The 12262-nt window shown below is 52.6% G+C and carries 13 protein-coding genes and 1 pseudogene; 6 read left to right on the forward strand and 8 right to left on the reverse strand.

Annotated features, from left to right (window positions below; translation table 11 throughout):
• Nucleotides 1-37: 37 nt before the first annotated feature.
• Nucleotides 38-664 carry a precorrin-8X methylmutase gene (locus ACZA91_RS07150; protein WP_463185624.1) on the forward strand — a complete coding sequence of 209 codons (627 nt, stop codon included), beginning with the start codon at nt 38-40 and terminating at the stop codon, nt 662-664.
• Nucleotides 661-1362, forward strand: coding sequence for a precorrin-2 C(20)-methyltransferase (cobI, locus tag ACZA91_RS07155; protein ID WP_463185627.1), 702 nt, complete (start codon nt 661-663; stop codon nt 1360-1362). The genes ACZA91_RS07150 and cobI overlap by 4 nt, the downstream gene beginning before the upstream one ends.
• Nucleotide 1363: 1 nt before the next feature.
• On the opposite strand, the gene ACZA91_RS07160 is transcribed toward cobI, so the two are convergent.
• From ACZA91_RS07160 to ACZA91_RS07170, 3 genes are all read right to left on the reverse strand, one after another.
• Nucleotides 1364-2143 (reverse strand): TylF/MycF/NovP-related O-methyltransferase, encoded by a 780-nt coding sequence (locus ACZA91_RS07160; protein ID WP_463185630.1) that lies wholly within the window; start codon nt 2141-2143, stop codon nt 1364-1366.
• A gap of 8 nt (nt 2144-2151) precedes the next feature.
• Nucleotides 2152-3606: a dihydrolipoyl dehydrogenase gene (lpdA, locus tag ACZA91_RS07165; RefSeq protein WP_463185634.1), complete on the reverse strand. Its 1455-nt coding sequence runs from the start codon at nt 3604-3606 to the stop codon at nt 2152-2154.
• Between the two features lie 137 nt (nt 3607-3743).
• Entirely contained in the window at nt 3744-4268 is a 525-nt protein-coding gene (locus ACZA91_RS07170) for a DUF1993 domain-containing protein (RefSeq protein ID WP_190530793.1), read from the reverse strand.
• A 347-nt stretch (nt 4269-4615) separates the two neighbouring features.
• Here ACZA91_RS07170 and ACZA91_RS07175 point away from each other — a divergent pair, with 347 nt between their 5' ends.
• Nucleotides 4616-5389, forward strand: a complete 774-nt coding sequence (locus ACZA91_RS07175) for a hypothetical protein (RefSeq protein ID WP_463185638.1) — start codon at nt 4616-4618, stop codon at nt 5387-5389.
• A 22-nt stretch (nt 5390-5411) separates the two neighbouring features.
• On the opposite strand, the gene cobK is transcribed toward ACZA91_RS07175, so the two are convergent.
• Nucleotides 5412-6197, reverse strand: coding sequence for a precorrin-6A reductase (gene cobK, locus ACZA91_RS07180; protein WP_463185639.1), 786 nt, complete (start codon nt 6195-6197; stop codon nt 5412-5414).
• A 246-nt stretch (nt 6198-6443) separates the two neighbouring features.
• Nucleotides 6444-6680, reverse strand: a pseudogene (locus tag ACZA91_RS07185) (IS1/IS1595 family N-terminal zinc-binding domain-containing protein); the annotation flags it as partial.
• Nucleotides 6681-6857: 177 nt separating this feature from the next.
• On the opposite strand from ACZA91_RS07185, the gene ACZA91_RS07190 reads away from it, so the two are divergent.
• Nucleotides 6858-7388 (forward strand): DUF6155 family protein, encoded by a 531-nt coding sequence (locus tag ACZA91_RS07190; protein WP_099533873.1) that lies wholly within the window; start codon nt 6858-6860, stop codon nt 7386-7388.
• Nucleotides 7389-7430: 42 nt separating this feature from the next.
• Here the strand turns inward: ACZA91_RS07190 and ACZA91_RS07195 are convergent, their stop codons facing one another.
• Nucleotides 7431-8330, reverse strand: a complete 900-nt coding sequence (locus tag ACZA91_RS07195; RefSeq protein ID WP_463185644.1) for an Rpn family recombination-promoting nuclease/putative transposase — start codon at nt 8328-8330, stop codon at nt 7431-7433.
• A 207-nt stretch (nt 8331-8537) separates the two neighbouring features.
• Nucleotides 8538-9131 (reverse strand): flavodoxin family protein, encoded by a 594-nt coding sequence (locus ACZA91_RS07200; protein WP_463185647.1) that lies wholly within the window; start codon nt 9129-9131, stop codon nt 8538-8540.
• Nucleotides 9132-9274: 143 nt separating this feature from the next.
• Between ACZA91_RS07200 and ACZA91_RS07205 the strand changes: the two genes are divergently transcribed.
• A complete protein-coding gene (locus ACZA91_RS07205) occupies nt 9275-9661 on the forward strand; it encodes a winged helix-turn-helix transcriptional regulator (RefSeq protein ID WP_463185650.1) in 387 nt (128 codons plus the stop codon).
• A gap of 127 nt (nt 9662-9788) precedes the next feature.
• Nucleotides 9789-11492 carry a DUF262 domain-containing protein gene (locus ACZA91_RS07210; protein ID WP_463185652.1) on the forward strand — a complete coding sequence of 568 codons (1704 nt, stop codon included), beginning with the start codon at nt 9789-9791 and terminating at the stop codon, nt 11490-11492.
• A 32-nt stretch (nt 11493-11524) separates the two neighbouring features.
• On the opposite strand, the gene ACZA91_RS07215 is transcribed toward ACZA91_RS07210, so the two are convergent.
• Entirely contained in the window at nt 11525-12199 is a 675-nt protein-coding gene (locus ACZA91_RS07215; protein ID WP_463185654.1) for a Uma2 family endonuclease, read from the reverse strand.
• Nucleotides 12200-12262: the final 63 nt, after the last annotated feature.

The raw sequence follows: 12262 nt of genomic DNA on the forward strand, positions 1-12262 counted from the left end.
TCTTAACCTGTTTTTGCGCTGTTGAGATCGCCCTGCTTTGCAATACCTGCGCGATGGTCAAGCCATTTATGAACAGTCCTTCGCCACGATTCGGGCGGAGGTGGATTTGGCACAATTGCCCACGGATTTGCAGCCGGTGGCGGTGCGGCTGATCCATGCTTGCGGGATGACGGATTTGGTGACGGATTTACAGGCCACGGCCAGTGCAGCGACGATCGGCCGATCGGCCCTGGCGGCCGGTGCGCCGATCCTTTGCGACGCGCAAATGGTGGTGCAGGGCATCATCCGCGATCGATTGCCGGCCACGAATCCGGTGATCTGCACCCTGGGCGATCCAGCAGTGCGGCCGCTGGCCCAGGAAATGGGCAACACCCGATCGGCAGCGGCGGTGGAACTGTGGCGGCCCCACTTGGCGGGGGCCGTGGTGGCGATCGGGAATGCGCCCACGGCTTTGTTTCACCTGCTGGAATTGCTGGATGCGGGTTGGCCAAAACCGGCGCTGATTTTGGGCTTCCCGGTGGGATTTGTGGGAGCGGCGGAGTCGAAGGCGGAATTGGCGGCCAATTCGCGCGGTGTGCCGTTCATCACGCTGCATGGGCGGCGGGGCGGCAGTGCGATCGCGGCGGCGGCGGTGAATGCCCTGGCGAAGGAGCTGGAAGCGTGACGGGCAAGCTCTACGGCCTGGGCGTGGGGCCGGGCGACCCGGAATTGCTGACCCTAAAGGCGTACCGAATTCTAACGACCGTGCCGGTGGTGGCCTATCCGGCGGCGGCCGATGGCGGCTCGGTGGCGCGGGCGATCGTGGCGGCGTTCTTGCAACCGATGCAAATTGAAGTCCCGATCGTCCTGCCCTTCAGCCCTCAGGAGTCGGCGGCGGCGGGCTACGATCGCGGCGCGGCGGAGATTGCGGCTCACCTGGCAGCGGGGCGCGATGTGGCGGTGCTCTGCGAGGGGGAACCGATGCTCTACGGTTCGTTCATGTATTTGCTAAATCGACTGGGCGATCGCTTCCCCACAGAGCTAGTACCGGGCATTTCCTCCACCCTGGCGGCGGCGGATATGGCCCAAGTACCCCTGACCTATCGCCAAGATGTGCTGACGATTTTGCCGGCCACGCTCGATCGCCCGACCCTGCGCGATCGCCTGGCCCAAACCGATGCGGCGGTGATTATCAAACTGGGGCGGCATTTTGGGAAGGTGCGATCGGTGCTCGATGAGTTGGGGCTAACGGGGCGATCGATCTACATCGAACGGGCAACCCTACCGCAGCAACAAATCCAGGCGATCGACCAGGTAGACCCGGCCGCCGTGCCCTACTGGTCACTGATTCTGATTCCTAGCCACCGCCAACCGGGAGCTTAGGCTAAAAAATCACCATGGTTGCCGCAGGTGCAACGGCCGCTGTCCCCGGTGCTGAGGGTCGATCGGGCGGGCGAATCAGCAACCCTTGGCCCGTGGGTAACGAGGCGATCGCCACCTGTTTTTGGCGCGCAAATTCATCCATTCCCAGTTTCTGCGGGCGATAGCCGTTGTAGGCGTAGTCATCCAGCAAAATCACCGCTCCCGGCACGAGTCGCGGCCACAGAAACTCCAAGGCCGCCACTTCCGGCGGTGAGCAGTTCAGGTCAATGTGGACAAAGGCGATCACCTCAGAATCAATCTGCGGCAAGGTTTCCGGAATCGATCCTTCAATGATTTTGGCTTTGGGCCATTCACTGAAGTTGCGGCGCACGGACTCCACACCGCTGACGTAAAAGCCGTTGTCGAGCAGCTCGCGGTTTTTGTCGAGGATGCCGCCGGCCCGTTCGTGCTCAGACACGTACTTGGGATCTAGCCCCTGGAACGTGTCGAGCAAATAGAAAGTGCGATCGCCCCGGTTCCAATCCAGGTAGTTCATAATCGCCGAACTGAGGAAGCCGTGATTCACGCCGCATTCCACAAAGTCCCCCGGCAGTTGGGCCGCCGTGGCCGCCGCCCACAGACCCACATGGACGCGCCAATGCCATTGGTAATCCCAGCCCACGGCCTGCACGCCGCGCGCGTAGGCCCGTTGGAAGGCGGGATCGTCCATGAATTCGTGGTTGTGGACGCTGCGGAGACCGTCGCGATCGTAGACGACTTCCCCCAGTTCAGGATTATGCATGGCTCGCTCTAGACCTCAGCCAGTTCCCGCTCGGCGCGCTTGTAGGCTTCGTCGATCACTTCCGAGAGGGTCGGGTGAGCGTGCACCACAAAGGCCAGGTTCTTCACGGAATCGCGCTGGGCGATCGCCGTGGCCACCTCTTGGATCAAGTCCGAAGCGTGGATGCCAAAGATATGTGCGCCCAGCACTTCGCCCGTATCCTTGCGGAAAATCACCTTGGCCAGGCCGTCGCCTTCGCCCTCGGCCACGGCCTTGGAGTTGCCCTTGAAGTAGGTGCGGGTCGTGCCGACGCTGAAGCCTTCTGCCTCGCCCAGTTCCTTGGCTTGGGGTTCCGTCAAACCGACGAAGCTAATTTCGGGGTGGGTGAAGGCGGCGGCGGGAATGCTGCGGTAATCCACTTCCCGATCGCGCCCGCAGATGTTTTCGACCACCACCACGCCCTGGGCCGAAGCCGCGTGGGCCAGCATCATTTGTCCCGTCGCATCCCCGATCGCCCAGAGGTGCGGCACCGGTTCGCCATCCTTCAGCACCTGCATCTTGCCATTGACGGGAATGAAGCCGGGGCGGTTGGTTTCCACACCCACATTCTCCAGACCAATATTGGCCGTGGCGGGGCGGCGACCCGTAGCCACCAAGCAAGCATCCACCTCCAACACGTCCACCACTTCCTTGGTTTTCGCGTCGGTCAGTTCGATCGTGACCGGCGCGCCGGGGGTGATCTTGGTAGCAAACACGCCGGTATAGGTTTCGATGTCGCGCTGATCGATCAGCGTCCGCTTGGCCACCTTGGCAATGTCCGGATCAAAACCGGGCATCAGTTGATCGAGGGCTTCGATCATCGTCACTTCCGCGCCCAGAGCCGTGTACACATCGGAGAATTCCAGCCCGATGTAGCCGCTGCCGATGATCGCCACCCACTGGGGCACAGATTCCAGCCGCACCGCTTCATCGCTGGTGAACACCGTTTTGCCATCCAGCTCGATCCCCGGCGGCACAAAGGGCACCGACCCCGTAGAAATCAAAATATTGCGAGCGCTGATCGTTTTGGTGATCGTGCGGTTGCCGTCGGCGGTGTTCACTTCCACCTTTTGGGGAGCCAGCAGCTTGCCCCAACCCTGGATGATGTCTACGCCAATCCGCTTCAGGCTGTTGGTCAGGTCGCCTTGGATTTTGCCCACGAGATTAGTGGCATGGTCGGCGATCGCCTGGCGATCGAACTGCACGCCGCCCACTTGGATGCCCATGGCTTTGAGGTGTGCGGCATTGCGAAGATCGCGCACCCGGCCGGAAGCCGCCAGCAAGGCCTTGGAAGGAATGCAACCCCGGTTAACGCAGGTGCCGCCCATTTCGGCTGCTTCCACGATCGCGGTTTTCAGGCCGCAGGCGACGGCGTGCAGTGCTGCACCATGGCCGCCGACTCCGGCTCCGAGGATCAACAAGTCGTAGTCGAATGCTTGAGTCACGCCCGCCTCCTGGGTTTGGATTGCTCTCAAAGTCCCCATTGTCCGGCGAAAGGGGCGATCGGGCAATTGCCACCCGGCCACCAAGCCGCCCCGGCTCGCTCAGTCTCGCCGTTAGCATCCAATAGATTGGTCGATCGCTAGCAACTGGGATCCCGTTTCACAAAGGGCATGAGGTGCATCATAAAATCTCGCTTCCCAATTGCAGCACCAGCCATCCGCAAAATGCCATAGGTTGTAGTTAGGTGAAAGTAGAAGTTCGGCATCAAAAAATCATCCACATAGGCTAATCCTGGCAGCTCCAGCGATAGGCCTTCTCCTAGGTCAATGCGATGAATTTCTGAGAGTTTGGCATCTCCGGCGTTAATCTGACTCAGCAACTCTCGGGTGGAGGTGATGTAATCCCGAGCAGTTTCCAAGGTGGTCACTTCGGGGTTCAAGTTGCTAGCGGGTTGGTCAGCGCACCAAAGGGCAAAGTTACGCGGCTGGTTACAGGTAAAGGCGATTTGTGTGCCAAAGGGCAGCATGTCGGGTGCAAGCCGAAGCTGAAAGAGGGCAGCCCGATCGGTGACAAAGTGAGAATCGGCAATATCCAGCAAATGGCTTAAGGTTTCTAGGCGAGATTCAAAAATCGCCCGAAATCGCTTAATTCTGATGTTTTCCATGATATTTGAAGCAATAGAGCGAAAGCTACCAAACCTGAGCAGCTACAGATAAGGCGCTCTTTCAAAACAATATTAACTATAAATTTCAATTTCTATCGTGGTAGTATCATATAAAATAAATACTGTCCACTGACGATCCGCAACTTAAGCGATTTGTTAGTGTCGTAATTCAGTAATAATGAGCTAATGAAAGCCTTACGGAGTAAGCGATCAATCACCAAAAGTCATCACCTTACAGGCACTACCAGCGATTTGATTCAAAACCAGAAAGACGCGCATTTAAGTATTTTCAATTTCAAAAACATCAATTATTTTCCGAACTACCAACTTAAAAAGACGGATATTTCATGAAAATGGAAGATTCAACTCAATTTGAGCAATATTTTCACACTAGAGCTGATATTGCAGAAAGTCTTTGCCAAGTACTAAAAAGTCAAATAGATGCAAAAATCATTATAACTACAGCAATTGATGCGTTGTCAAAAATCTGGCTTCAAGATTTTCCTGATGAAGCAATTCAACTCAGGGAGAGTTATGGTCAAGAAATTTCAGAAGCTAGAAGATTTTCTGAATTTCTAAAAACCTTTGCAAGCCGAGATTCAAGTTCCAGCAAAATTGCTGTTATTTGTTTTGCAGAAGATTGGAAAGAAAATGCTAAAAGTTTAGAAGATCAAGAGCTTGCTAATTTATTACTGAGAAAGCGTATTAACGAAGATGATCCTTATCAATTTCCAAAATCACATCTCGATCTTTCAATTTCAGAGCTTGAAATAGAGTGTCCTTTAATTCTTGAGAATTCTAGTCTTAATAAAATAGCGAGAGAATACGAATATGGAGCCTTTATTTATAGATTTTATCGATGCCCATTAGTTCATTCTTTTAAATATTCTGACCGAATTCATGGATTTGCAAGAAATTTTGAAATTAGTTACTATCAAGCTACTAATTCCAAAACAGCTATTGATTTTGGCTTGCAACGGTTAACTCACTGGTTAAGGCTAGCATCAACTGAGTATGTTCAGTATTGTAAACAAATGGGAAAAATTCCAGCAGAAACTCTGAAATCGGATGAACAACCAGAACATGCGATGAGTCGTCTTTGGAATCGATACACAAGGTAATTAGAAATACTAGCAAACGATCTCAATAGGATGACCTAAGATCGATCGCCCGATGGGCAAACGCCACCACTTCATCAATTTGATCAGTTTGCGCAGGATAGACAATCGAAGGGCGATCGATCACCAGCAACTGCACGCCTAATTCCCTTGCCAAAGATTGTTTGAGATCCAGCCCCCCTGCTGCCCCGGCTGCTTTGGTAACAACCACTTCGATCGCCCGATTTTGCCAGTCGGCTCGCTCTTGGGCCGGATCCACCGGCAGGCGCTGGCCAATCACCTCTGAGCGATCGAACCCGAGGGCGATCGCCTGGGCCACGGACTCCGGCAACACCCGCACCCACAAAGCCGCCACCCGATCGCGCCAGGGCAAAATCTGCGGCAAGGCCTTCACCCCCAAAGTGAACAACACCAGCCGATCACGCAGGAATCGATCGCACAATGCGGCGGCTAGATTGGGCAATTTCAGGGCTGGCGGCTCCAGGGGAATGGCGGGCCGCTCAAATCGCAGATAGGGAATTGAGCGAAGGGCGGCGGCGGCGATCGCCTGCTGGGAAATTTCCGTGGCGAAGGGGTGGGATGCGTCGATGATGCCCCGGATGGCGCGATCGGCTAGCCAGGGCATGAGGTCAGCAGGAGCAAACGCGCCCGATCGCACCACACCGTTTAAGCCGTCATAGAGCCGCGCGGCCGCCGGGTTCACCACCGTGGCAATCCAGGGCAAACCAGCGCGATCGAGGGCTTGGGCAAGGGTACGGCTATCGCTGGTTCCGCCAATTAACCACAACATCAAGGGGCCAGAGCCTGCCACTCAGGGAAACGAAAAATTTAGTAGTGCCTGTGAAGTAATGATGAGTCATCAAGCGATCAACAAGGGGCATTGTGGTGATCAATCAATTGCTAGCTTGCTGCTTCGTGACGGGAAAAAGACAGGGTTCGCCAAACCAAACGACAGATCCGCTAACGCAATGCATGACTCAAATGCATGACTCAATTGTTGCTAGGTAATTGATCAATCTGGTTTCTTGGCCCGCAAAGTGCGACCACCTGCAACCGCCACATAAGATTCGATCCAAGATTCAGAAACCTGCGCGACCCGCGCAATGGCTGCTTGGGAAAGGCGCTCTAGGAGCAGACGATCAATGAGCGCAATCTGCTCGGGTGTGACTCGTTTCTGAGTAGGGTGCTCAATGAACTGTCGGCCACAGGCTTTGCATTTGAAGCGTTGCTTGCCGTTGTGGATGCGACCATTTTTGACCGTGTGGCTGGATTGGCATTGAGGGCAAGCAGGCATGAACTGAAGTCATAGATTACTGCTGCCAGGTTAGCATCATTACTCCACAGGCACTACTAAATAACCCCCATCATCCTGAGCTGAAACCGCAGTTGCTTGACGATACCCATCCAAGGACAGTTATCCTATACTCGCGGTTGAAGACATAATTAGCTGCCTTGTCTAGGCTCATATTGTATGCAAGCACAAACTATTCAAACTTATCTCAAAGCTTGCTCAAAAGAAGAACTCGTGCAAATTTTGCTTGATTTGGCAAAGCGCAATCCTCCTGTTGAGCGTTTCCTAATTGCCAAGTTTGACCCCACTACACCAATATCTGAATTTGATGACTATAAGGCGGAAGTCCGAGCTGAGTTTTTTCCCAAACGTGGGTTCGGAAACGGCAGTCCATCAATTGTCTTTCGTATGTTGCAACGTGTCGAAGCCGAGGCCATCAGCCCGAAGCAGGTGATCGATTTTATCTATTACTGTGTCGAAACTGGGGTGGAGTTTACCGCTGCCTACGGAGACATCAATGAAGAGTACTATATATCCTTCGAGGATCTCTTCGAGCGAGCTGCAGAACTTGCAGCGAGCGAAAACTTGATTAATGAGTATGAGGCGCGTGCCCTGCGCATTGTTAAAAGCACAGATAGGATGGGGTGGGGATTCTATGACAACTTGGAGGACATCTTCAAAAGGTACTTTCCTGCGACCGATGAAATCTAACACACCACTATTGCGACCATAAAGCTCTGGTAGACATGAGTTTTAGGAGTTTAGCGAGTTATCAATCCTGAGTTGGGCGATCGCCTCCAGATCAAGACCCGTTGTGCGACTAATCGCTTCATCATCCAACACACCCAACAACTGTCGGGCGATCGCCCGTTGCGCCGCCAGTTTTCCTTGCTCAATGCCCTGCTCGATGCCCTGCTCGATGCCCTGGCTGAGAGCTTTTCTAATTGAATTACGCTGATCCTGAATGAAAATTTCCTGATGCTCCAGCTCATCAAGCTCTTGAGCATTCAGGTTGGCTTGGTTTGCGATCGCAAAAGCTTTTTGAATCTCCGGAACCGCTTCCATGCTGGGTGGCACAGACTCCAGCTTTCGGGCAGCTTTCAAAAAATACAACCACTTATCCATCAAGGTTTCTAGATCTGGAAGTTCTTTTTGGAATTTGGGTAATTCAATGAACACCAGCTCAATATCATAGATTGATGAATAATCAGTCAGATAGGTTCTCTCTTTGAGAACGAAGCGCGAAATGAGTTGATCTAGCTCAGGAAACATCTCAAAATCAACGATCGTGAGCGCAATCACCGGTTGCAGATCCGTATAACCATCCCCGATCGCCAATTGATTACTGTAAGTTTTGGCAGCATTGTAGAGAATGCGTTTTTGGAAACCTTCGACATTTAAGACCTGCATTTCAATGATCACCGTCTCGGTTTGGCCGTGACTGTCGGCGATCATTGCTTTAATGTCGAGATAAGTATCTTTGAAGCCACGGATTCGTGGCCCAAGATGAGGATTGAGAATCTCCAGCTCGCGAATGGTGGAATTTCCCTCATATAAAACCGCATTCAGAAAGCTAATTAAAATATCCTGACTCTGCTCGGAGCCAAAGATTTTTTTGAAAGCATAATCAGTTTTAGGATTGATAAAGCGCATAGTTCTTCTCGATAGAATTAGAAATGCTACGCGATCGCTAGTCAAGCTATTGCCATCATAGCGATTATTGATGCGATCCTTGGGTTAGCAGAACATTAAACCTGTTAAGTGCGATCGCCCCCAATTCACCAGAAATGAACAGGGCAATCGCTTTGTCCCAGTCGATCGCCCCGATTCATTTCCTTTCGATGAATTAGATAGCTTGCTCTAGCTGCCGCGATGGCGCTGGGCGATCGTGGCAATCCGCTGACCATATTTCTCAGCCGTTAAGCGATCGCCTGGGTGAACGATCGCTTCACCACCATTGGGATTCAGATCGCTTTGACCCATCACCCCCAAATACGACCCGAGGCGATTCACCCCCTCATCACTGCCCACGTATTGACTGGGCATTTCAGCCGCCCCCACCCAGATCATCCCGTGCTGGGCCGCGTTAATCGCCATATACAGCAGCGTGCCCTGCTTGTCGCCGCTGGGGGAGCCGGAGTGGGTGAACCCGCCAGCGATTTTGTCCTTCCACTGTTGGGCAAACCAAGCTGAGCTGGCCGCATCCACAAACGCCTTGAACTGGGCCGCCACGCCGCCCATGTAGGTGGGCGACCCAAACACGATCGCATCCGATCGGGTCAAAGCATCCAGCATCTCCGGATCTTTCCAACGCCCCTCGGTAATTTGCGCACCCGTAATCCGCAGCAACTCGGCCGTCACACCGTCCACTTGGCTGGCTCCCCACGCCACCGATTCCGCCATCAGATGGGTGTGCCCAGATCCCGAAAAGTAGACCACTGAGATCGTCGTCATAAAAACCTCAATACGGACTGGAAACGAGCGGCCTCGGCCCGTAGCGTCGATCCTAGAAGTCAATGCCAACTAAAGTAAAGTAGGAACCTAAAAGTAACTAGCTTCCTTTTTACGCCCAAAATTGAGTCTGGAACTGCCTGCCCATGCCTCGCCCCTCCAAAGAAGTGAAGTGCTGCCCCGTCAGTCTGTTGATGGATATCTTGTCTGGCCCCTGGACGCTATACCTGTTGTGGGTGATGACGACGAAGGGGCCGATCCGCTTTGGAGCTTTGAAGCGGCAAGTGAAGGGCATTTCCACCAAAGTGCTCACGGAACGGCTGCGGCGGCTGGAGCGTGAGGGGCTAATTTATCGCCACTACGAAGCGACCGTGCCGCCCCAAGTCAGCTATGGCCTGACCGATCGGGGGCTGGAACTGGTGCAGGTCTTGGATCAGCTCGGTGACTTGGCCCTGCGCTGGTATGGCGACGGAGCGATCGCCCCGTGTAACCCCGACTCCGAGACCGCTGAAATTGTCGTTAACTATCCCTAGGAATCGATCGCTCAACTGTCCTGGTTAGCGATCACACAGGCTGGGTACAACAGGCGATCGTTTTGCCCAATTCGTAAATTCCTATAATTTCAGCAGTAGGAACAAAAAATAGCGCTCGACCTAATCTATGGCTCCGATTCACCTGCTTGATACCCGCACCGCCAGTTTTGGCGACCTACTGGGCAATGGTAAACGTTATCAAGTTCCACTATTTCAGCGTGATTACTCTTGGACTGAAGAGAATTGGGAAGACCTCTGGCAAGATATTTTGGGCTTGCATCAGAATCCCAACACTAGCCACTACATGGGGGCGATCGTTCTGCAAAATTCTCGAGAATCTGACCAGCAATTCACCATTATTGACGGACAGCAGCGATTGGCGACCCTAAGCATTATTGCGATTGTGGTGATTGACAAAATAAAACAACTAGCAGAAAAAGATATTCAGCCTGAAGAAAATCAAGAGCGGCAAGAAATATTAAGACGTACTTACTTGAGTGATAAAGATGCTAGATCATTGCGCTATTCAAGCAAAATTCGTTTGAATGCCAACAATGATGGCTTCTATCAAGATTATCTGATCAATCTGAGAAAACCAAGAAATATTCGATCTTTCGCGAAATCCAATCAGCTAATCTGGCAGGCTTTTGACTATTTTTCCATTCAAATGAGTCAACAACTGGAGGTAATCAATGATGGGGAGAAACTAGTTGATTTTCTCACAGATATTGTTGCCCGTCGGCTGTTATTTATTCAAATCAACGTAGAAGATGAACTAAATGCTTACACAGTATTCGAGACCTTAAATGCTCGGGGGCTAGAACTTAGTTCAACAGATTTACTCAAAAATTATCTCTTCTCATTGTTGCGAGGCCCAGATGACTTGCAAGCAGCACAGCGCCAATGGCAGCAAATGATCAGCACCGTGCGGATGGAGAAATTTCCTGAATTCTTACGATACTATCTCAGTCTCGAACAACCATGGGTTAGGCGAGAGCGACTCTTCAAAATGGTTCGAGCATCGGTCAAAGATGGTTATCAGGTATTTGACTTGCTAGATCGACTCGAAAGCTATAGCAGCTTATTTGTTGCTCTTGGCAATGCCCAGGATGATTTTTGGCGCGAAACACCTGCCAATCGGGCCTACATTCGAGAATTAGAGTTGTTTCGGGTAAAGCAAGCTTATCCGATTTTATTTGCTGCTCACGGCAAATTTTCTGATGCGGACTTCACACGACTTCTGAAGCTGATTAGCATTCTGTCTTTTCGATATACGGTTGTTTGTGGTCTGAATCCCAGCGAACTAGAGAAGGTTTATAACCAGGTTGCGATCGCGATTCAAAACTCAGAAATTACAACTCCTAAACAAGTCTTTGAACAATTGCGATCGGTCTATGTTTCCGATGAAAAATTTGCACAGGACTTTGAGCTGCTGACGGTTGCTACGAGAGGGCAGCAGAAAAAACTGGCTCGCTATATTCTGTGGAAGCTCGAAAATGACGCAGCCAATCAAGAGATTGTTGAAGAGAGTTTTTCGATCGAACATATTTTGCCCGAATCACCGGAGCAGGATTGGCTCGATGATTTTACCGATGCTCAAATCACTGATATGGTGTACCGATTGGGCAATTTAACTCCCCTGGAGCCACCTCTGAATCGACAAATTGGGAACCGGCCTTACGCCATCAAGCGGGATGTTTATCCAACGAGCACCTATCGCCTAACTCAAGGAATTTTGGCTGAAGAATGGACTCCGAATGCGCTGGCGAATCGCCAAAAACAACTAGCCAAGCGAGCGGTACACATCTGGCGATCGGACTTTGCGACCTAGCAGCAATTGCCGATTGATTTCGCTACTTAATCCTAGGAATTGATCGCCTGGAATTGTTCCATTAGCCAACGGATTGTGTCTGCATCGTCGTTGCGATCGGTGCGTTCCAAGGCCTCCGCGACGATCACCATCGATAGCCCCGGCAACACCTGGGATTCCTCGATCGCCCGGCTGCCCCGATCGGCGATCGCGAAGGCAATCACCTGTCGCTCATTGGCGTTGATCACCCAATATTCCCGCACGCCCAATTGTTCGTAGAGCAAGCGTTTGGGGCCGAGATCGTCGTTGAAGCTACTGGCTCCCACTTCCACCACCAAGTCCGGCGGCCCAAAGCGATCGAGGTCGATCGGTTCGTTGCCTTTGGGTGGCCACTCAGGGCGATCGCCCACATAGACCGATAAATCGGGCTGGCATTCTTGAGCGCCGGTTTTTCGCAAGCTCACGTTCAAGTAGCGCACCACTCGCATCTGCCGTACCAAGGCATAGAACGCCACAATGTCGGTGGGCGGCAGGTTTTGGCGAGCGTGGTCATGGCCTAAAGGAGTCATCTCAAAGCGCATCCGGCCGTTGTAGTAGTAGCTGCGGCGATCGGGTGGGGCGGTGGGGTCATTGGCAATTGCGAGGAATTCATCCCAGGTGGCGGGCAACCACTGGTCTAACGGCGGATCGGCAAGGACGGTAGGCGGGCTTGTGGCGGCGAGGGTCATGGCGAATTCCCCAGCGATCGGGCGGTTTGGTTCCAGTCTAGCGAGGCGGATGGTGGTGCTGAG

Source organism: Limnothrix sp. CMB-01 (genome assembly GCF_055193175.1).